Raw genomic sequence first — 21072 nt, forward strand, 5'->3', positions numbered from 1 at the left:
GAGGTCCGGCGCATTCAGCGGCTGAGAATCGACGCAGGCGGCGCCGCGGTCGCGCCTGCGCCAAGCGATCGCTGCACCATGACGGTATCGGACCAGCGGCCGTAGCGGTAGGCGACCCCGCACAACAACCCGACCTGGGCAAAGCCGAATTTTTCGTGCAGCGCCAGCGAAGGCGCATTGTCGGCGTCGATATAGCCGATCATCTGGCGGAAGCCCGCCGCGGCGCAGGCGTCAATCAAGTCCTGGAGCAATAGCCGTCCGACACCGCGGCCGAGATGGTCGTGATGCACATAGATCGAGTGCTTGGCGGTGTAGCGATAGGCCGGCCGCTTGCGAAACAGCACGGCATAGGCATAGCCGATCACTTCGCCGCGCCAGGTCGCGACGAGGTGGGGGAGACGCGTCTGCCTCAGGTTCTTGCGCCGGTCGCGTAGATCGTCGGTCTCGGGCGCGCCGGTGCCCTCGACGTCCTTCGCCACGCCGCGGCGGACATGATGGCGATAGATCGCCAGCATCGCCTCGACGTCGCTGTCGCGCGAGGGCCGGACCAGGACCGGCTCATCGTCCGCGCACATTGCGCTGGTTTCGTTCATGCTACTCGGCCACCACGTAAGTATAGAGCCCGATCCGGCCGGCGGCGTCGACCTCCTTGTAGACGCCCTGGATCTCGACGTCGAAGCCCGGAAACGTGTTGAAGCAGGTCTCGAACATCTTGAGATAATCGATCATGGGTTTCGCGCGTTCCGTGAGCCGCTCGCCAGGCACGATGGTGGCGATGCCGGGCGGATAGACCACGAAAGGCGTAGTGGCGACCCGGCCAGCGATGGCCTCGATCGGCAGATAGTCGACGTCGTTGCGGATCAGGCAGCGTGCGGCTTCACGCGGCGACAGCGCGATCTCCGGAAGGTGCTCAGGCAGGAATTGACGCGCCTGGAGCGCGCTGACCTCGGCCTTGCGGAAGAACCGGTGCATGTCCGCGCAGAGATCGCGCAGTCGCACGCCGGCATAGCGCGCCTGCCGGCGCTGGTAGAATTCGGGGATGGCGTCCGCCAGCAGCGCATTGTCGTCGTGCAGCTTCTTGAACGCGACCAGCCCCGAGATCAGCGTGCCGGCCTTGCTCGCCTCGACGCCCGGCGTCAGCAGGAAGAGCAGCGAGTTGAGGTCGTTCTTCTCGGCAACGATGCGGTTCTCACGCAAGTACTGGGCGACGACGGGGGCGGGGATTCCATGCTCGGCATAGGTGCCGGTGGCACGGTCGAAGCCCGGCGTCAGCAGCGTCAGCTTGTTCGGATCGGTCATGGCAAAGCCCTCGGTCATGCCGGGGAAACCATGCCAGGCGCTGTCGGCGCCGAGCTGCCAAAGCGCGGGATTGGTTGCAAGCTCGTCGGTCGACAGCGTCTCCCATGCGACGTTGTGCGCCGCACCAGGCCGGCTCACGTCGGCAATGGCGACGCGGTCGGGAACGAACGGCTCGAAGAACCAGCGCCGCTCGGCGTTCTGTTCCTTCTCCTCGAACTCGCGGCGCATGGCGCGGATCTTCTTGCGCAGCTCGATGCCGAGGCGGATCGTGTCGTCCCACAGCACTTCGCCCGAGCGGCCCTTCATCATCTGCGCGCCGACGTCGAGGGAAGCGAACAGCGGATAGAATGGCGAGGTCGATGCGTGCTGCATAAAGCTCTCGTTGAAGCGGCGGTGCTCGACGCGCCGCTTCTGGCCCCGGATATGGCGGTCCCTGATGTGGATCTGCGACGCCTGCGAGAAGCTCGCGAGCTGCTTGTGGGTGGACTGCGTCGCGATGATTCCGGGTGCGTCCGGTGTCAGCTCCGACAAGCCCATGGCGAAGCGTCCGGCATAAAGTGGGTGGAATTTCATGAAGCCGGCCCAGGCCTCGTCGAACAGGATGTAGTCGCAGAGGTGGCCGATGCGCTTCAAAATCATCTCGGCGCTGTGGATGGTGCCGTCATAGGTGCACTGCTCGACGACCGCGACGCGGAACGGACGCTCCTTGCGCCAGGCGTCGCGATCCGTGACCAGCGGATGGTTGCGGATCGCCTCGCGCAGCGCCTTCTCGTCGAGCGCCTCCCAGCGCATCGGTCCGATCAGGCCCCATGCATTGCGAATGGTCGGCACGTAGACCGGTATGCCGCCATTGATCATCAGTGCGCCGTGATGCGCGGCCTTGTGATTGTTGCGGTCGAACAGCACGAGATCGCCGTCGGTGACGAGCGCGCCGAGCGCAACCTTGTTGGAGGTCGAGGTGCCGTTAAGCACGAAATAGGTCTTTTCCGCGCCGAAGATCTGGGCTGCTTCCTTCTGCGCTCTCAGCGCCGGTCCTTCGTGGGTAAGGAGATCGCCGAGATCGAGCACGGAATTGTCGAGGTCGTCGCGGAATACGGACTCGCCGAGATGCTCGACGAAGACGCGGCCGATCGGACTGCGGCTGTAGAACATGCCGCCATTGTGGCCGGGGCAGGTCCAGAGCTGATTGCCTTCCTCGGCGTAGTCGACCAGCGCTCCGAAGAACGGCGTCTTCAGCGTCTCGGCATATTGCTTGAGCCGGCTGATCAGGTTTTTTGCGATGAAGGGCGGCGTCTCCTCGGAAAGGAAAACGTAGCCGTCGATGAAGTCGAGTACCTCGACCGGCAGATCCTCGAACCGCTTCCGACGGATCAGGAGGATGATCGGGAAGTCGAGGCCGCGCCGCCGCATCAGGTTGATCAGGGCAGCGGTCTTACCCTCCAGCCCCTTCTTGCCCCAGTCGACCACCATGCAGCCGATGGCAGCGTCTGTCTGTACCGCGATCTCGGCGTCCTCCAGCTTGCGGGCCCTCACGACCTCGAAGCCGGAGCGCTGGATCTCCTCAATGATCTGGTTGAAACGGATGCCCTCGAGGTCGTCGGCATCGAACACTGGGGCGGCAAACAGGAAGTTGAAGCGCTTGAAATAGTCCATGGTGGGTCCCGAAGATGCGAAGCCAACAGCTCTCGGCACATTCGATGACAGTTCGATGACAGCGCTCAGCGCTTCATCTCGCCGAACACAACCGTCGGCACGGCCCGGTTGACGACTTCGCGCAGTGCGAAGCTCGATTGCACCCGGGCGACGCGAGGCAGGCGCGACAGCTCGGTGCGGTGAATGCGCTCGAAATCCTGGATGTCGCGCGCGAGCACGATCAGGATGTAGTCGTCGGTGCCCGACATCAGGAAGCAGCGCACGACGGAGGGGCATTTCACCACCTCGGCCTCGAAGGCCTTCAGCGCCTCCTCGCTCTGGCTCTCCAGCGCGATCCGTACCAACACCGTCGTGGTGAGGCCGAATTGCCCGAGATCGAGCGCGGCCTGGTAGCCGTGGATATAGCCGTCATCCTCCAGCGCCTTCTGCCGTCGCGCCAGCGCAGTGCTCGAGAGGCCAACCTTGTTGGCGAGCTCGGTGTGACTGGCTCGCGCATTGGTAGTGAGTTCCGCCAGGATGGCGAGATCTTTTCGGTCGAGGGCCAAGGTTTCGTTTCCAGCGTGGAAGGGGCGATCGACGCCGGAAACCGGCGTCCAGATGCCGAAACTAGCTGATATTTGCACGAAACCAAACCGGCACGGCCGCTAACATGAGGTGGAGAATCAAGACGTTAGGTAAGGAGCTCGCTATGCGCGTTGGTGTTCCCAGGGAGATCAAGGTGCAGGAATATCGCGTCGGGCTCACCCCGGGCGCAGTTCGCGAATATGTCGCGGCCGGCCATGAGGTCTGGGTTGAGGCCGGTGCGGGCGAGGGCATAGGTGCGTCCGACGACGTCTATCGCAAGGCGGGCGCCGCGATTGCGGACAGCGCGCGGGAGATCTTCGCCAAGTCCGAGATGATCGTGAAGGTGAAGGAGCCGCAGCAGAGCGAGTGGACACAACTTCGCGAGAACCAGATCCTCTTCACTTATCTTCACCTCGCGCCGGATCCCGCACAGACCAAGGGTCTGCTCGCCTCCGGCTGCACGGCCATTGCCTATGAAACCGTCACTGACGCGGGTGGCCACCTCCCTCTGCTCGCGCCGATGAGCGAAGTCGCCGGGCGTCTCGCGATCGAGGCGGCCGGCGCCGCGCTCAAGCGTTCGGCGGGCGGACGCGGCGTGCTGCTCGGCGGTGTGCCCGGCGTGCAGCCGGCGCGGGTCGTCGTGCTGGGCGGCGGGGTCGTGGGAACTCAGGCGGCACGCATGGCCGCGGGCCTCGGGGCGGAGGTCACCGTCATCGATCGTTCCATCCCGCGCCTGCGTGAGTTGGACGACATGTTCCTCGGGCGCGTGCGCACGCGCTTCTCCACGATCGAGTCCGTCGAGGACGAGGTGTTTTCCACCGATGTCGTGATCGGCGCGGTGCTGGTGCCGGGTGCGAGCGCCCCGAAACTGGTTACGCGTGCGATGCTCAAGTCGATGCGGCCGGGGGCCGTGCTGGTCGACGTTGCGATCGACCAGGGCGGCTGCTTCGAGACCTCGCGTCCGACGACCCATGCCGAGCCGACCTACGAGGTCGACGGCGTCGTGCATTACTGTGTCGCGAACATGCCGGGCGCAGTGCCAGTAACGTCGAGCCAGGCGCTGAACAATGCCACGCTGCCGTTCGGGCTGATGCTCGCGGCCAAGGGCTTTGCCGCCGTGCTCGAGAATCCGCATTTGCGCAACGGCCTCAACGTCTACCGCGGCCGCATCACCAACGAGGCGGTGGCGGAGAGTCTCGGTCTGCCATTCTCGCCGGTCGAGAGCAGCCTGGCGGCGTGAACGGTGCCGTCATATCGGGCTCGATGATCGCGCATTGGACAATGCGCCTTCTAAACAGTCACTCGATGTTAGTAGATCTCACAATGCGCTCGCTTCGTGTCCCGCGCAAATGTTCCTCGCGCGCGAGAAAAAAAACATGCGATCACGGATTAGTTCACGTCGTCTCTAAATTTCCTCGAAATGGTCACCTCGGGGTTAGCTTGCTGGCATTGGTAGGCGGGATCCGAATCCTCGTACGGAACAGCCCGAATGCTTGGCATTCTCATCCTCGTCCTGGTTGCCGCGATCTCGTTTGCGGCGGGGTATGTCACCCGCGATCGCATTTCGCGAAAGCGCCGCGTCAGGTATCTGAAATGGGAACCTTACGTTCGACCGAGCCAACGGCCGGCGCAGCCGCCTGCGTTTCTGGTTCGCGCGCCGAAGACTCAGGCACCACGCATCAGCGCGGTCGACGGCGCCGGTTCGGCGCCGCCTCCCATCTCGCAAGCCCCCGTCGCGCGGCCGCGAGCCGACGCCGAGCGCCGTCAGGTTCATGCTTTCGTCAGGCGGTAGTCGCCGAGATCGGGGTCGTGCGTCATCCGCCAGTAGTCCACGAACCGCCACGGCATCGCAGAGAACACCCGGCCACTTGTGTTGCGGTAGTAGGTGGTCATGCCCGGGTGGGTCCAGATCATCGCCTCGTGCTCGGCATCGACCTTCCGGATGTAATCGTCGTGCACATCCTGGCGGACGTCGATGGCGGCGACACCGTTCTCCATCATCTCGACGAGACAGGCCGAGATGTAGCGGCTCTGGCATTCCGACTGGAAGATCACGCTGCCGCCATGCGCGGGGCCTGAGTTCGGGCCCAGCATGCAGAAGAAGTTCGGGAAGCCGGGGACGGCGAGGCCGAGAAACGCGGTTGGATTGTCGCCTGCCCAGGCGTCGCGGAGATTCCTGCCGTCGCGGCCGGTGATGTCCAGGCGGGCCGCCATCTCCGTGACCTTGAAGCCGGTCGCGACCACCATGATGTCGGCCGGGCGGCTCTCGCCGTCGGATGTCACGATGCCATCGCGATCGACATGATCGATTGCGTCGGTGACCAGCTCGACATTGCCGCGCGTGAGCGTCTTGAACCAGTCGTTGTCGAGCAGGATGCGCTTGCCGTAAGGCGGGTAGGTCGGCACGCATTTGGCGATCAGGTCAGGGCGGTCCTTCAGCTCGGAGAGGATGAAGTCGGTCAATTCCTGACGATGCCGGTCATTGCCCTTGTTGACCGCGCGCTCCGGATGCGGCCAGACGGGATCCTTGCGCAGGAACGGCAACAGCCCGTCGCCATAGCGCCAGAACATGTTGAAGCGGTACCACTGCACATAGAACGGCAGGTGCGCGAGCAGCCAGCGCGCGCCCGATGTGATTGGATCGGAATAGCCCTTCACCGGGCGTGCCCATTGCGCGGAGCGCTGATAGACGGTGACGGAGGCGACGCGGGGCGCGATCGACGGCACGAGCTGCATCGCGGTCGCGCCGGTGCCGATCACCGCGACATGCTTGCGGTCGATATTGATGTCGTTCGACCACAACGCGGAATGGAGGATCCGGCCCTTGAAATCCTCCTCGCCTTTGAAGGAGGCGCGGGAGGGATCGTTGAGCTGGCCTATTGCGCTGACGAGTGCCGTGGACTCGAACGTTTCTTCGCCGCTGCTCGTTCTCAGCGTCGAGATCCAGCGGCGCTTGCTCTCGTCCCATCGCGACGAGGTCAGTTGCGTGTTCAGCCGCAGATGCTTGCGCAGGCCAAATTCGTCCGCGACCTTCTTGAGGTAATCGAGCAACTCCTCGCGCTGGCAGAAATAGCGCGTCCATTCATTACGCGCGCCGAAGGAGTACGAATAGGAATGGTTGGGCGTATCGACGCCGCAGCCGGGATAGCGGTTGATCCACCAGGTGCCGCCGAGCTCGGCGTTCTTCTCAACGATGGTGTAGGGGATGCCGAGATGGCCGAGCGCCACGCCAAGCGCAATGGCGCAGACGCCGGCGCCGACGATCAACACGTGCTGCTGCGCCAATTGCGCGTCGGACGGACGTCTGCTCCAGCGCGCCTCGCGCGGCACAAAGCCCATCTCCTCGCGCATCAGCGGCGCATATTCCGGCGCGACATTCTCGCCGAGGCAGGCACGCATCATCTTCAGAAGCAGCTCCTCGCCGGGATCGGTGATCACTGGCGTTGGATGGCCATCGGCAAAGAGTTGGACCACGGCCGCGCGGATTTCGTCCTGCACGTCCCTCGGCACGCCGGCCTCGGGATCCGGGATGAGACGGATGTCGCGCTTCGGCAAATAGGGAGGGGCGAGCCAGCGCTCGTCGCCGGTCGCGTGAACGAGCACCATCAGGAGGCAGCGAATGTCGCCCTCGGCGATTGCCGAAGCGAGGTCGAGGTGCTGCCCCGGCAGTTCGATGTTCATGAATAGTCCCAAGTCCGGCATAGCGACCAATGCGATCGTCGCACTTTACCGTCGAACCGGGCAGGGGGCTTGGGCCCAGACGCCGCAAAGAAGAAAGCTATCGCCGTAGTCTGCCTTGACGGAAGGAATTTCCCGCACGAGGCCTAAAAAAGCCAATCAGTTCCATTGCCGAAAGAGGCGGAAACGACGATATTTCGTGAGAATTCAGTGGATTGGCCTCGCGATGGAACGCGCAAATTACGAGCCTTTTGGCGAGCGACTGGGCCCGGGAAGGGACGACCGGCCGCAGTCGCGCGCCTCCAAATATCTGCTGTGGGCCGGCACCGGCGTGTTCTGGTCGCTGGTCGGGGCTATCGTGCTCGCCCGCGCGGCCTTCTTCGAGCCGGGCGTTTTTGACGGCTTTAGCCGCGTCGCCTCCCTCGCCAAGGGCCTGATTTTCTAGTCCATCCGAGCAACCGCTCCCTTCTGCCTGCAAGGTGCTCGAACGCCGTCCTTTGGGCCGCAGCTTAACTGCGCGCGCAGGAGAATCGTCTTTAAGGACATTACTTGCTTCCGCTCGCCGGAATCGAAAATATATTGCCCTCTTGCGCCCTCTCGCGCATAAAATCTTCTCCTTCGGGAGATTTGAGTGGCCCAGAACAAAGCATCCTCTCCAGCCGGCGCAAGACCGGTAACCACTGCCGGCCGCATTGTGGCGCTGATTCCAGGCATTCTCCTTTGCATTGGCATTGCCGGCATCTCGGCTGCTCTTGAAGCCACGGAACGGCACGCCTTCGCACATCCCTATGTGGAGGCGCTGGTGATGGCGATCCTGCTCGGCATGGCCGTACGCAGCTTCTGGAAACCTTCCGAGCGCTGGCAGGCGGGTGTCGCGTTCAGCGCCAAGCAGCTCCTCGAAGTCGCGGTGATGCTGCTCGGGGCCTCCATCAGCTTTGCCGCGATCGCCGCGTCCGGCGTGACGCTGCTCGCTTCGATCGCCGCCGTGGTCGTGGTCGCGCTTTGCGTGTCCTTCGGCCTCAGCCGCATGCTCGGCCTGTCCACGCGGCTGTCGATCCTGATCGCCTGCGGCAATTCCATCTGCGGCAACTCGGCGATTGCCGCCGTGGCACCGATCATCGGGGCCAACAATGACGAGATCGCATCCTCGATCTCCTTCACCGCGATCCTCGGCGTGATGATGGTGCTGGGCCTGCCACTGCTCATCCCGCTCCTGCAACTGACGGCGACGCAATATGGCATCCTCGCAGGTCTGACCGTTTACGCCGTGCCGCAGGTGCTCGCGGCCACCGTGCCGGCGGGGCTGGTCAGCACGCAGATCGGAACGCTCGTGAAGCTGATGCGCGTGTTGATGTTGGGACCCGTCGTCGTCGGCCTCTCGCTCGTTGCCTCGCGCCAGCAGGGCGGAGCCAAGAAGACCAGCGTCGGCTTCTTCCGGCTCGTACCCTGGTTCATCCTCGGCTTCCTCGCGCTCGCCACGCTCCGTTCGCTCGAAATCGTTCCCTCAACCGTAGTCGGTCCGGTGACGAAGATCACCACGTTCCTCACCGTCGTCTCCATGGCCGCGCTCGGCCTTGGCGTCGACGTGCGTGTGCTGGCCAACGTCGGGGGACGCGTGACGGCGGCGGTGACGCTGTCGCTGATGCTGCTGCTCGGGATCAGCATCGCGCTGGTACACTGGTTCAAGTGAGGGACACGAAACTGTCGTAGAATGGGCAAAGGCGAGAAAGCGTCGTGCCCACCAATCGGTACGGCATGTGACCAAGATGGTGGGCACGCTTCGCTTTGCCCGCCCTACGAGACTGCCTTCCCCGCTCGAGCGAGGTGAATCAAATCACGTCCGCCAGCGAATGGCCGTGCAGCTCGATGTTAAGCCCTTGCATGCCCAGATCGTTGATCTCGCCGCCCATCGCTTTCAGGCTCTCCTCGCGGATCAGGGACATCAGGCCGCGGCGCAGTGCCAGGAACTCCGAGGACATCATCATCGATTGCTGGCGCGGCCGCTCCAGCGGGATCGGAATCTCCGCCTTGATCGAGCCGGGCCGCGCAGTCATGCAGTAGACGCGGTCGGAGAGAAAGATCGCCTCGTCGATGTCGTGAGTGACGAACAGCACCGAGATCTTCAGCCTCTGCCACATGTTGGTGAGGATCTGCTGCATGATGACGCGCGTCTGTGCATCGAGCGCGCCGAATGGCTCGTCCAGCAACAGCACCTTCGGCCCCGTCGCGAGCGCGCGCACGATGCCGACGCGCTGCTTCATGCCGCCGGAGAGCTTTTCCGGATAGTGCTTCTCGAAAGCCTCGAGGCCCGCGAGCCCAAGCAACGTGCGCGCCGCGCGCTCACGCTGCGAACGCGGCATGCCGCGCATCTTCAGACCGAACTCGACGTTCTCGCGCACCGTCTTCCAGGGAAACAGCGAATATTGCTGAAACACCATGCCACGCTCGGCGCTCGGCCCGCTCACGCGCTGGCCGTCGACCGTGATGGTGCCGGTGGTGGGCTTGAGAAATCCTGCCACCGCGTTCAGGAAGGTCGACTTGCCGCATCCGGAGGGCCCGACGATCGAGACGAACTCGCCCGGCTCGACATGGATATGCGTATTGGTGACGGCCTCCACCGATCCATCGATGGTCTCGTAGCTCAGCGAAAAATTCTTGACCTCGATATGACCCTGCGGGGCGGCGGTCGCGATCTCGCTCATTTCGCCCTCCATGGCATCACCAGTTGTCCGGCGCCGCGGATCAAAAGGCTCGAGCCGAGGCCGAGCACGCCGATCGCGATCATGCCGAGCGCGATGTCGGCATATTGCACCAGCGAATAGGCTTCCCAGGTGAAATAGCCGATGCCGTATTGCCCCGAGATCATCTCGGCCGCAATTAGCGACACCCATGCGACTCCCATGCCGATTGTTAGACCAGTGAAGATATGCGGGAGCGAGGCCGGAAAGTACACGTCGCGGAAGATCGAGCGCTCGCGCGCGCCCAGGCATTGCGCCGCGCGCACCAGCACGGGATCAACCAGCGACATGCCGTGCAGCGTGTTGACCAGGATCGGGAAGAACGAACCGAGGAAGGTGATGAAGACGATGCTCTGCTCGTTGGTCGGCCACAGCATGATCGCCATCGGCACCCAAGCGATCGCCGGGATCGGCCGCAGTACTTCCGCAACCGGGAACACCACCTCATGGACCAGCTTGAAACGGCCCATGATCAGCCCGAGCGGTACGCCGACGATGGCCGCCAGCGAGAAGCCGAAGAAGATGCGCCGGCAGCTCAAGAGGATGTGCAACAGGAATTTGGGATCGTGGATTGCCTTGGTGAAGCTCGCGTAGACCGCAAGCGGCGAGGGCACGTTGGTGAAGCGCACGAAGAAGACGACGCGGTAGGTCGTGAGCAGATGCCAGACGAGCAGGAAGGCGGCGAGCGAGATCACGCCGATTGCGGTCGCACGCAACCTGTCCTGGTTGAGCCGGTACCAGCGCCCTGCCAGGGCGCCGAATGAGGATGGCGCGGAGGGCGGCGTCGTGACGGATGCGGGCTCGGTGACGGCTGCGGCTGCCGGCATGGCGTCCTCCTGATGGCGCAGGATGGCGGGACAGCTGCTCACGTCTTGCCTCCGGCGACCGCCGATTTCACGGCATCATCGAAGCCGAGCACCTTGCCGTTGATCTTGGCCGCATAGGCTTCCGCGTCCTTCTTCAGGAGAAACGGAGCCACATCGCCGTCACCGACCGCGTAGAAAGCCTGGTCGGCGAACAGCTTGATGCCGCGGGTGGTGTCGAAGACATAGGCGACGTTGATTTTCTTGCCCTTGGCCTTGAAATCGGCATAGGCGCCGAGCGTGCAGGCCGCGCTCGCGAACGGCAGGATGCCGGCCTCATCCACCCAGACCTCGCCGGCCTTGCGCGGATCTAAGATCGGCTTCCTGCAGAAGCTGTCCTCGCCGGAGATCTCGTAGTTCGTGGTGCTTGCGAGTTGCGCGTCATAATCGAGCTTCATCTCGGCATAGGCCTTGCGGATGTAGCTATCGTCGACCCACTTCTTCGGATCGAACTCCTTCATGCGGCCAAGGTTTTGCAGCACCTTGACATCTGTGGTCGCAGCCTCGATCAGCGCCGGCTTGATCGTGGGATCGGTGGTCATGTTGCCGCTCGGCCCCAAGAAGATGTAGACGACTTCCCTGCTGATGCCGGTCCACTCCTGGATCTTCTCGGCCGCAAGCTTGGGATTGTCGCGCAGCCACTGGTTGGCGGCGATGATCGCCTTCATGTAGGCGACGACGACCTCCGGATATTTCTCGGCGAAGTCGGTGCGGACGACGATGCCGTGGAAGGTCGGCAAATTGGTCTCGACGCCATCAAAGATCTTGCGCGCGAAGCCGCGGAACGGCAGCAACTCGGCGAAGGGAACAAAGTCGGCATGGGCGTCGATCTTCTTTTCCTGGAGATTGGTCGAGCCGACCTCCGGGCTTTGACTCACGAGCTGGAAGAAGTCGGGCGCATAGCCGCGGTCCTGCATCGCCTTCAGCACCATGCCGTGCGCGGCGGATCCGAAGGGCACGCTGACGAGCTTGCCCTTGAGATCGGCGAGATCGTAATAGGGCGAATCCTTGTGAACGACGATGCCGTTGCCGGAGCCGGAGAGGCTGTAGGCGGCAACGCCGATCAGCCGGCTCTTGCTTTCAGGATTGCTCTCGAAGGTGAAGCCGTTCACGATCAGTGGATAGTCGCCCATCATGCCGATCTGAAGCTTGTTCGCCATCATCGCGTTGGTGACGGGCGGGCCGGACGTGAAATTCTGCCATTCCAGCTCGAACTTGATGTTGGCGTATTTGCCGTCGGTCGGCAGATATTTTTCGAGGAGATGAAGCTGCCGGATGACGACGCCAGCGGTGACCGTATTGGTCGTGGTGTCCTGCGTGCCAATACCGAGGGTGACTGTCTCCGCCCTCGCGGGCTGCACCAGCAGGAGCGCCAGCGAAGTCACCGACATCGCGATCGAGAGCCTGGGAAGATGGCGGACCATTCTCATCCTCATTCGGTTGGATGTGCTGTGGTTGCCATGATTGGGCGAGGGGGCGGGCAGGGCAAATCCGGATTTAGCGCCGCAGTCGATTAGTTGCCGGGAAAGAGCGGTTGCATACTCCTTGGGCAGTTTTGCAGTTGAAAGCCAATTGCATGTGCATCGGTCTTAATCGGACGTCTGCCCGCGCATGTCCTCCAGGATGTCGGGGCGACAGACCACGATCTGCGAACGCTTCGTCTGAACGATTCCCTTCTCCTGCATGCGCTTCAGGCTGATCGTGACCCATTGCCGGGTCGCGCCGACCATGTGGGCGATGTCGGCATGGGTGAACGCGGCCGCGATCACCCGGCCGTCGGCGTCTTCCACGCCATAGAGCTCGACGAGGTGAAGCAAGAGATGCGCAAGGCGCTGGGTGATCGAGCGCGTTCCCAGCATCTGCGCCAGCGCCGAATAGCATTTGCCCTTGAAGGTCAGGCCTTCGATCAGGCCGATGGCGAGGTTGGGGATTTCAGCGGCCAGCGTTCGCAGCTCTTTTCCAGGAAGGTGCACGACGCTGCAATTGCTGGACGCAACGCCCGACCATTGATGCACGGTGCCTTCGAATACTTCGGGCCCGCCGACGAAATTGCCGACATGCCAGTAGGCGAGGGTGATCTCGCGGCCGAGCGGCGAGGTGTAGAAGACGCGGATGCGACCGCTCTCGATCAGCCAGATGCCATCATGCTTGCCGCCCTGGCTGAACAGCGTCTGGCCGCGGTTGAGCACCTTGCGGCGTCCCTGCTTCAGCACCAGTTCCCGCTCGCGCGGGTTCAGCTTGTCCATCAGCGGCGGCGGTCCGCCGATCCACTGCTGGTTCTCGGTGAGCAGCAGCGAGGAGCTTCCGGCAGGCCGGACCGTTGCGGGAACGGTCCCGCGAACCGCATTGGCCGCCTGCAACATCACCTGCCTCCGGATTGTTCAAACCGTTCTAAAGAGGAGCAATGTCCGTGCCAGACGGGAGAGGAAGGGGCGTTCCCACAAAATCTCGAAAACAACCCCATGCAAAGTAGCGCGGCAGCCTGGGGAGACGGTTCCGGGGCGTGCGCTTCGCGTGCGAACGGAGCTTGGGTGGGCGATCCAGTATTCTTGAGGCAGCAAAGGGTACGGATGGGCCGCGGCGTACTGGATTCCCTGCTTTCGCGGGGAATGACAGCGGAATATGTGGTCAGCGTTCACCCATCCTCGACGGAGCGTGATTAACGCTCGGCCAAATTCAGCAAATACGGCTTGGGGTAAATCCCGCGGTTGTGGCCGTCCGAGAACGAGATGTTCAGCCCGTAACCGAGGTCGCCGATCTCGGTGATGGCGATCCCCGGAAAGGCCTGGGGGAAGCGGCCGTCGAAGCGGGCGCGTGTGCAATGGGCGCATTTGCAGGAGAGGCGCAGCAGTTCGGCGGCGAGCGTGACCTCGCCGTCGCGCGTGGTGCGCACGACGAGCGTCGCACGATCGGCGCTTATTGCGTAGTCGGTCACTGTTGGCGCGGCCAGTGCAGTCATGGTCATGGCAAGTCTCCAGTCTGCTTCTAGCCAGCAAAGAATGCGTCGCGATAGCAACTAATTGCCGAGCGGACGTGACAGTCCCGAGGACAGCGTGGCTGCCTCCTCCTCGGTCATTGTCCGCGAAATGTGAAACTAATCGACCGGGAATGGCAGTTCGCCGTTGCGGGAATAGCTCCTCTCCGAAACTTTCCGCAGCATCGGGCAAGCAAGGAGAGACGAACGATGAGCGCTTTTCAGAAGGAGACGGTCCTCTCGGTCAGGCACTGGACCGAATCCCTGTTCAGCTTCACCGCGACACGCGATCCCGGCTTCCGCTTCCAGAACGGCCAGTTCGCCATGATTGGGCTCGAGGTCGACGGTCGGCCGCTGATGCGCGCCTACAGTATGGCAAGCGCCAATCACGAGGAGACGCTCGAGTTCTTCTCGATCAAGGTGCCCGACGGTCCGCTCACGTCGCGGCTCCAGAGGATCAGGGAAGGCGACATCATCCTGGTCGGTCGCAAGCCCACGGGTACCCTGATCACCGGCAATCTCATTCCGGGAAGGCGGCTGCTCCTGCTGTCCACCGGCACCGGGCTTGCGCCCTTCGCAAGCCTGATCAAGGACCCCGAAGTCTACGAGAATTACGAGACCATCGTGCTCGCCCATGGCTGCCGCCAGGTTTCCGAACTCGCCTATGGCGAGCACCTGGTCGACAGCCTGCAGGCCCGCGAATTCTTCGGTCCCCTGATCAGGGACAAGCTGATCTATTACCCGACTGTCACGCGCGAGCCGTTCCGCAATCGCGGTCGCCTCACCGACCTGATTGCGTCGAACCAACTCTTTGAGGATATCGGCCAGTCTGGTCTCGATCGCGACACGGATCGCATCATGCTGTGCGGCAGCCCGGCGATGCTGGAAGAGCTCCACGTGATGTTCAGGGATCGCGGCTTTGCCGAAGGCAGTCACAACCAGCCCGGCCACTTCGTGATCGAGAAGGCGTTCGTGGAGCGGTGAGGGGCAAATCTCTCCCCGACGACAACTAATTGCTATCGCCGGGACCCCCATCTGAACAATCTGATGTAAAGGCGCCGGACCTGCCGGCGAACCAGGAGCAAGCGATGGCACTAGATCAGATCGTCGACGGACTTTCGGAGGTTTCCTGCGATGTGCTGGTCATCGGCGGCGGCACGGCCGGCCCGATGGCGGCGCTGAAGGCGAAGCTCAAGAATCCGAAGGCCAATGTCGTCCTGCTCGAAAAGGCCAACGTGAAGCGCTCCGGCGCAATCTCGATGGGCATGGACGGGCTGAACAACGCCGTCATCCCCGGCCATGCGACGCCGGAGCAGTACACCAAGGAGATCACCATTGCGAACGACGGCATCGTCGATCAGAAGGCGGTCTATAAATACGCGCAGAGCTGTTACAAAATCATCGAGGAGCTCGACAGTTTCGGCATCCGGTTCCTGAAGAATGAGAACGGCGACTACGCCGTCAAGAAGGTGCACCACATCGGCACCTACGTGCTGCCGATGCCAAATGGCGAGACCGTGAAGAAGGCGCTGTACCGCCAGCTCCGCCGTGCCCGTATCCTGATTTCCAATCGCTACATGGCGACGCGATTGCTGAAGTCCGCCGACGGCCGCGTTGCCGGTGCGATAAGCGTCAACACGCGCACCGCCGAAATGCTCGTGATCAAGGCCAAGGCGGTGATCCTGTGCATGGGCGCCGCCGGTCGGCTCGGCCTTCCGACATCAGGCTACTTGTTCGGCACCTACGAGAACGCCGCTAATTCCGGCGACGGCTACGCCATGGCCTATCACGCTGGCGCGGCGCTCGCGAACCTCGAATGCTTCCAGATCAATCCGCTGATCAAGGACTATAACGGACCGGCCTGCGCCTATGTCGCCGGCCCGTTCGGCGCCTACACAGCCAACAATGAGGGCTCCCGTTTCATCGAATGCGATTACTGGTCCGGCCAGATGATGCTGGAGTTCTACAACGAGCTGCTGTCCGGCAAAGGTCCGGTATTCCTCCAACTCAAGCATCTCCATCCCGACACCATCTCGGAGATCGAATCCACGCTGCACAAGGTGGAGCGGCCGACGCGCGGCCTGTTCCAGCAGGGACGCGGCGTCGACTATCGTAGCGAGTCCATCGAGATGCACATCTCCGAGATCGGCTTCTGCTCCGGCCACAGTGCCTCTGGCGTGTTCGTCGACGACAATGCTCGCACCACCGTGCCGGGGCTTTATGCCGCCGGCGACATGGCGAGCGTGCCGCACAACTACATGCTGGGCGCATTCACCAACGGTTCGGTCGCCGGCATCGACGCGATGGAGTTCGCCGACAGCCACGACTTTGCGGAGTTCGATGCGAGCGAGGTGGCGAAGGAGCGCGAGCGGGTGATGGCGCCGACCACGCGCGAGGACGGCATTCCGCCGAACCAGATCGAGTACAAGACGCGGCGTCTCGTGAACGACTATCTCCAGCCGCCCAAGGTCACCCGCAAATACGAGCTCGGCATGCGCCGCCTCGCCGAGGTACGCGAGGACATGCAGGAGCGCATGATCGCCCGCAACGCGCATGAATTGCTCCGCGCGCTGGAGGTGCAGTCGATCATGGATTGCGCGGATATGGCGGCCCACGCCTCGCTCTACCGCGAGGAGAGCCGCTGGGGCCTGTACCACTGGCGCACGGACTTCCCGGAGAAGGACAACGAGAACTGGTTCTGCCACACGCTACTGTCTAAGCAGAACGGCAAGATGACCAGCGAGAAGCGTGCCGTCGAGCCCTATGTCGTGCCGATCGCCGACGAGGAGAAGGACCTCTACGACAAGCAGCGCATCCGGGCGAGCGCCTGAGCCGCCGAACAGCAACGCAACAGGAGATTTGACGATGCCTCTCGCTTCCTATCAGACCTCGGTCCCGGTGGTGGTCGACGACGCCAAATGCATTGCGGACAAGGGCTGCACGGTGTGCGTCGACGTCTGCCCGCTCGACGTGCTGCGTATCAGCGACATGACCGGCAAGGCCTACATGGCCTATGACGAGTGCTGGTACTGCATGCCCTGCGAGGCGGATTGCCCGACCGGCGCCGTTACCGTCAATATTCCCTATCTCCTGAGGTGAGCATGTCGAGCCCGTTCGAATCCTACGACGACCTCGACGACGCCGACGAGCGGCTTCAGGCCGCGGACCCCGCGGAACGCCGCGTCGCCATCATCGCGCTCGGTCATTCCGGGGATCCCGCCGCGGTCGGCCATCTCGCCAACATGGTGTCCGATCCCGATGCCGGCGTACGCCAGCAGGTCGCGATGGCGCTCGGCGAATTCGACGGGCCGGAGGCGGCGAGTGCACTCGTCAAGCTACTGGTCGACCCTGAAAGAATCGTCGCGTCGGCCGCGGCCGACAGCATGGCCGAGTTCAAGGACCCGGCCTGCGCCGACATCATCCTGCCGCTGGTGAGGCATTCCCACGCCTTCGTCCGCATGGGCGCGCTGCGTGCGCTGAAGGAGTTGCGTCGCAAGGACACGCTGAAGCCCGCGCTGGAAGCGCTCCAGGATGCTGATGCTGCCGTGCGCGTGCAGGCGATCGGCGTCATCGGCTTCCTGAAGCTCGAAGAATCGATTCCGGCACTGACCGCGCTGATCCACGATCCCGATGCCCATGTACGACGCGCCGCGGTAAGTGCGCTGGCGTTTTCGCAGATGAAACCGGCGGCCGAGACGATCATTCGCGCGCTGAAGGACGCCGACTGGATGGTCCGCGAGATGGCTGCCGACACCCTGGGTCTCAACGTCAACGGTTCACTCGCCGCCGATCAGCTCATCGCCGCGCTTGCCGACGATTTCTGGCAGGTGCGGCTGAGAGCGATCCGCAGCCTCGGCAAGATGAAGATCGAGCGCGCCGTGCGTCCGATCGGCAATTGCGTCAACCACGAGCAGGCGAATCTGCGCAAGGAAGCAGCGGCCGCACTCGGCGAGATCGCCGATCCCGAAGGGGAGGCGTACCTCGCCGTGATCGCCAACGATCCCGATCCCGACGTACGCAAGAACGCGCGCTGGGCGCTCCAGCAGATCGCGGCGAAGAAGGCGAGAGCCGGCTCGTAAGCATGGGCGTCTTCGATTCACCTCTCCCTACGGGAGAGGTGAACCTCAGTGTCCGGTTTAGTCAATTCTCGCGGCGCTGCAGCTAGAAATGACGTCAAAACCGCTTCGCCAGGTCGGCGAGGCGGCGATGGGCGCCATCGCGGGCGGCGCGGATCGGCTCGGCGGGGCCGGCCGTCGGGCCGATCGGCACGAAGCGCACGTCGTTCACGCCGATGAAGCGCAAGGCCTCGCGCAAATAGGGCGTTGCCATGTCGAGGCGGCCGCGGTTCATCCCGGTCGCATAATCGCTGCCACTCGCCAGGATGACCAGAGTCGGGCGGTCCTTGAGCAGAGGAAAATAGCCCTGCAACGGATCGAAGCGGAACGTCAGCCCCGGCTGGATGATGACGTCGAACCATTGCTTCAGCTTGTAGGGGATGCCGAAATTCCACATCGGCGTCGAGATCAGTACGCGGTCGGCGAGCGAGAAGCGTAACGCCATCCGCTCGGCTTCGGCAAAGCTGTCCCGCTGTGCATCGTTAAAGGCCTGTGCCTTCATGCGCGCATACTTCGCCTCGACGATGGGGCCGACGAACTCCGGCATGCGCTCGCGCCAGAGATCCATTACGTCGACGTCCCAGTCCGGGTGCGCCTGACGAAACCCGTCAAGGAAGACGCGCGCCCCCGCGCTCGACTCGGAGTCGGCGCGCGGCGAGCAGGACAGATGCAGGAGCTTTGCCACTGCTCATCCCAGCGCTCTGATAACGGTCTCGGCCTTGGTGACGACTGCCACGTTCTGCATGGCGAAGTTGACTGAAGCATTGTGCCAGTCGGCGTTCATGGTCGAGCAGCAGTCCTCCGGCACGATCATGAAATAGCCCTTGTCGGCACCGGTTCGCGCGGTGTGCTCGACGGACATGTTGGTCCAGGCGCCGGTGTTGATGATCATGTCACGCCCTGTCGCCTTGAGGATGGTCTCGAGCTTGGTGCCCTCCCAAGCACTCATGCGCATCTTCTCGACCACGAAATCACCGGGCCGCGGCTCGAGGCCGGAGACGGGCGCCGCGCCCCAGCTCCCGCGCACCATCGCTTTGCTGTCGACCAGCCCCTCGAACAATGGCGCGTTCAGCGTGACGCCGGGCGCACCCGGCTCGACCACGAACCAGATATGGATGATGGCAACGCCGCGCCCGCGTGCTGCTTCCGCCAGCCGGCGCACGTTTTCGATCACGTTCTGCTGACGCGCGTGCACGGGGGCGCCGGACTCGGCAAAGGCGCCACCATCCATGACGACGTCGTTCTGAAGATCCTGGATGATCATGGCGCAGCGCTGCGGATCGAGCCGCAGCTCGCCGCTGGTGAGGATCGGTGCTGCTGCCGAAGAGCTGGCACCCGCGCCGCCAGGCTTGCCGCTCATATAAGGCTCGTGCCGCGGCCCCGTTCGGGTCGGGATCGCGTAGACCGAATGAGTTGCGGTGAGATAGAGCGTGCGGAAATCCGGGCCGCCCCAGGCGAGATTGGCCACGAGCTCGGGCACCCGCACCTTGCCGAGCAACTCGCCGCGCGGCGAATAGACCCAGACGCCGCCGGGCGCGGTGACCCAGACATTGCCGTGCTGGTCGCACTTCATGCCATCGGGCAGGCCCGGCTCGAGCTCCGACTTGATGCCGCCTGCGAACACGCGCGCGTTCGACAGGGGGCCGTCTGCGTTGACATCGAACACGCGGATCAGGGCCTGCACGGTGTCATTGACGTAGAGCAGCTTCTCGTCAGGTGAGAAGCAGAGTCCATTCGGCTGATCGAACAGATTGCGCTCGACCACGAGCTGCGGCTCGCCGCCCGGCATGACACGATAGACGCCCTGGAAGCCGAGCTGCCGCGGCCGCTCGACGCCATAGACGGGCATACGTCCATACCAGGGGTCGCTGAAATAGATCGCTCCGGAGGAGTGCACGCAGACGTCGTTGGGGCTGTTGAGCTCCTGGCCCTGAAAATGGGAGGCCAGGACCTCGCGCCGTCCGTCGGCTCGTTCGCGGATCAGCGACGAGGTCGCGTGCTCGCAAACGATCAGGTTCAGCTCGGCATCATAGGTCATGCCGTTGCATTTGTTGGCGGGGCGCTTGACCTCGACGACACCGCGCCGCGCATCCCAGCGCCGGCGCACGTCGCCCGGCATGTCCGAAAACAGCAGGAAGTGATCGGCCGGATGCCAGATCGGTCCTTCCGTGAAATCGAAGCCGGTGCCGACTTGTGCCACCGGCGCGTAGGGGTCGATCAGGTTCTCGAATTCACTTCGCAAGGTGACGTGGGTCATCGGTCAATCCTCAAAGCATGATCCGGAAAAGTGCGAAGCGGTTTTCCGAAAAGATCATGCGCTACTAAGACCATCAGGCGGGGAACCAGTTACGCTGCGGCACCGACTGCACGATCGGTCCGGGCACTTGGTCATGCAGCCGTCCCACGACATTGCCGCCCTCGATCTTGGCGGGGCGGTCGTGCACTGGCAGCAGGTAGCGCGAATTGCTGAGCAGCTTCTTGATGGCCGCCTTCTCGGCGCGCTTGGTCGTGCCGTGATTGCCGGTCGTGCGGGGCTCCCAGTCGTGGATTTCGTGGAAAGGCGTGACGATCTGGTCGTTGAAATCGTAGATCACGTCGCCGCAGATGGTCGCGATGCCGTCGGCTGTGTGGACGATGATGTTCATCGAGCCTTCCGTGTGCGCGTTCGCAGCGTCGCAATAGACGCCGGGCATCAGCTCGATGGGACCGGTAATCTCGAGGTCGAGGAAGCGCAGCGCGCTCTTGGTGTGCAGACGGTCGATCAGATGCTTGATGTCGGGCGCGGGATATTGCGGGTGCATCAGGCCGGAGACCGAATATTCGAGCTCACGGCGGTTGACGACGACCGTCGTGTTCATAGGGAACAAATCGTCCTTGCCGGCGTGATCGATGTGCAGATGGGTGTGGCAGACGAAGCGGACGTCGCCCATGCGCACGCCATGTCGGGCAAGCTGATTCTCGATCATGTGCTCGTGGTACTGCAAGCCACGCATTCCCAGCGTTTCCATGATCTGGTTGGAGCGGTAGCCGGTGTCGACGACGACCGGGTAGGGGCCGCCGAGGATCAGGAAGCCGAGGGTGAGGACGCGGCGGGTGCGGCCGCAGTCGCGGCCCAGAACCAGAAAGCTCGATTCCAGCTCGATATCGCCATAGTCCAGGATCTTGATCTCCAGCGGCATTCTTTCCCC

Annotated in this window: 20 protein-coding genes; 8 read left to right on the forward strand and 12 right to left on the reverse strand. The window is 63.3% G+C overall.

What is annotated here, in order from left to right; all coding sequences use genetic code 11:
* Positions 1-14 precede the first annotated feature (14 nt).
* The 3 genes from SO140_RS01335 to SO140_RS01345 all read right to left on the reverse strand — a co-directional run bounded on the left by SO140_RS01335 (position 15) and on the right by SO140_RS01345 (position 3497).
* Entirely contained in the window at positions 15-593 is a 579-nt protein-coding gene (locus SO140_RS01335; RefSeq protein WP_498542194.1) for a GNAT family N-acetyltransferase, read from the reverse strand.
* A gap of 1 nt (position 594) precedes the next feature.
* Positions 595-2952 carry an Orn/Lys/Arg family decarboxylase gene (locus SO140_RS01340; RefSeq protein ID WP_449378309.1) on the reverse strand — a complete coding sequence of 786 codons (2358 nt, stop codon included), beginning with the start codon at positions 2950-2952 and terminating at the stop codon, positions 595-597.
* 65 nt (positions 2953-3017) lie between these two features.
* On the reverse strand, positions 3018-3497 hold the full coding sequence (locus tag SO140_RS01345; protein WP_254096171.1) for an Lrp/AsnC family transcriptional regulator: 480 nt from the start codon (positions 3495-3497) through the stop codon (positions 3018-3020).
* A gap of 143 nt (positions 3498-3640) precedes the next feature.
* Between SO140_RS01345 and ald the strand changes: the two genes are divergently transcribed.
* Positions 3641-4756 carry an alanine dehydrogenase gene (ald, locus tag SO140_RS01350; protein ID WP_449378310.1) on the forward strand — a complete coding sequence of 372 codons (1116 nt, stop codon included), beginning with the start codon at positions 3641-3643 and terminating at the stop codon, positions 4754-4756.
* A gap of 249 nt (positions 4757-5005) precedes the next feature.
* Positions 5006-5308, forward strand: a complete 303-nt coding sequence (locus SO140_RS01355; protein WP_449378311.1) for a hypothetical protein — start codon at positions 5006-5008, stop codon at positions 5306-5308.
* Here the strand turns inward: SO140_RS01355 and SO140_RS01360 are convergent.
* On the reverse strand, positions 5287-7197 hold the full coding sequence (locus SO140_RS01360; RefSeq protein WP_498542195.1) for a flavin-containing monooxygenase: 1911 nt from the start codon (positions 7195-7197) through the stop codon (positions 5287-5289). The two genes, SO140_RS01355 and SO140_RS01360, sit on opposite strands and share 22 nt — an antisense overlap.
* 223 nt (positions 7198-7420) lie before the next feature.
* On the opposite strand from SO140_RS01360, the gene SO140_RS01365 reads away from it, so the two are divergent.
* Positions 7421-7639: a hypothetical protein gene (locus SO140_RS01365; RefSeq protein WP_449378313.1), complete on the forward strand. Its 219-nt coding sequence runs from the start codon at positions 7421-7423 to the stop codon at positions 7637-7639.
* 186 nt (positions 7640-7825) lie between these two features.
* The gene (locus tag SO140_RS01370; RefSeq protein WP_498542196.1) at positions 7826-8884 is read left to right on the forward strand and encodes a YeiH family protein; all 1059 of its coding nucleotides are present in this window, start codon (positions 7826-7828) and stop codon (positions 8882-8884) included.
* 139 nt (positions 8885-9023) lie between these two features.
* Here SO140_RS01370 and SO140_RS01375 read toward each other — a convergent pair whose 3' ends face one another.
* The 5 genes from SO140_RS01375 to SO140_RS01395 form a co-directional block, all read right to left on the reverse strand.
* Complete coding sequence (locus SO140_RS01375; protein WP_449378315.1) at positions 9024-9896, reverse strand: ABC transporter ATP-binding protein; 873 nt, start codon at positions 9894-9896, stop codon at positions 9024-9026.
* The gene (locus tag SO140_RS01380; protein ID WP_449378396.1) at positions 9893-10759 is read right to left on the reverse strand and encodes an ABC transporter permease; all 867 of its coding nucleotides are present in this window, start codon (positions 10757-10759) and stop codon (positions 9893-9895) included. Before SO140_RS01380 ends, SO140_RS01375 begins: the two co-directional genes overlap by 4 nt.
* Before the next feature lie 38 nt (positions 10760-10797).
* Complete coding sequence (locus SO140_RS01385) at positions 10798-12219, reverse strand: ABC transporter substrate-binding protein (protein ID WP_449378316.1); 1422 nt, start codon at positions 12217-12219, stop codon at positions 10798-10800.
* 165 nt (positions 12220-12384) lie between these two features.
* Positions 12385-13158, reverse strand: a complete 774-nt coding sequence (locus SO140_RS01390) for a Crp/Fnr family transcriptional regulator (protein WP_449378317.1) — start codon at positions 13156-13158, stop codon at positions 12385-12387.
* Positions 13159-13454: 296 nt separating this feature from the next.
* Positions 13455-13760: a gamma-butyrobetaine hydroxylase-like domain-containing protein gene (locus SO140_RS01395; RefSeq protein ID WP_449378318.1), complete on the reverse strand. Its 306-nt coding sequence runs from the start codon at positions 13758-13760 to the stop codon at positions 13455-13457.
* Positions 13761-13979: 219 nt separating this feature from the next.
* Here SO140_RS01395 and SO140_RS01400 point away from each other — a divergent pair, with 219 nt between their 5' ends.
* From SO140_RS01400 to SO140_RS01415, 4 genes are all read left to right on the forward strand, one after another.
* The gene (locus SO140_RS01400) at positions 13980-14753 is read left to right on the forward strand and encodes a ferredoxin--NADP reductase (protein ID WP_449378319.1); all 774 of its coding nucleotides are present in this window, start codon (positions 13980-13982) and stop codon (positions 14751-14753) included.
* 104 nt (positions 14754-14857) lie between these two features.
* Positions 14858-16600: a fumarate reductase/succinate dehydrogenase flavoprotein subunit gene (locus SO140_RS01405; RefSeq protein ID WP_449378320.1), complete on the forward strand. Its 1743-nt coding sequence runs from the start codon at positions 14858-14860 to the stop codon at positions 16598-16600.
* A gap of 34 nt (positions 16601-16634) precedes the next feature.
* A complete protein-coding gene (locus SO140_RS01410; protein WP_008141081.1) occupies positions 16635-16868 on the forward strand; it encodes a 4Fe-4S dicluster domain-containing protein in 234 nt (77 codons plus the stop codon).
* A 2-nt stretch (positions 16869-16870) separates the two neighbouring features.
* A complete protein-coding gene (locus SO140_RS01415) occupies positions 16871-17848 on the forward strand; it encodes a HEAT repeat domain-containing protein (RefSeq protein ID WP_449378321.1) in 978 nt (325 codons plus the stop codon).
* A 94-nt stretch (positions 17849-17942) separates the two neighbouring features.
* Here the strand turns inward: SO140_RS01415 and SO140_RS01420 are convergent, their stop codons facing one another.
* From SO140_RS01420 to SO140_RS01430, 3 genes are all read right to left on the reverse strand, one after another.
* Complete coding sequence (locus SO140_RS01420; protein WP_449378322.1) at positions 17943-18569, reverse strand: FMN-dependent NADH-azoreductase; 627 nt, start codon at positions 18567-18569, stop codon at positions 17943-17945.
* Between the two features lie 3 nt (positions 18570-18572).
* Complete coding sequence (locus SO140_RS01425; RefSeq protein ID WP_449378323.1) at positions 18573-20141, reverse strand: isochorismatase family protein; 1569 nt, start codon at positions 20139-20141, stop codon at positions 18573-18575.
* Positions 20142-20214: 73 nt separating this feature from the next.
* Positions 20215-21063 carry an MBL fold metallo-hydrolase gene (locus SO140_RS01430; protein WP_449378324.1) on the reverse strand — a complete coding sequence of 283 codons (849 nt, stop codon included), beginning with the start codon at positions 21061-21063 and terminating at the stop codon, positions 20215-20217.
* Positions 21064-21072 lie beyond the last annotated feature (9 nt).

It is taken from the genome of Bradyrhizobium sp. UFLA05-108 (genome assembly GCF_059803455.1).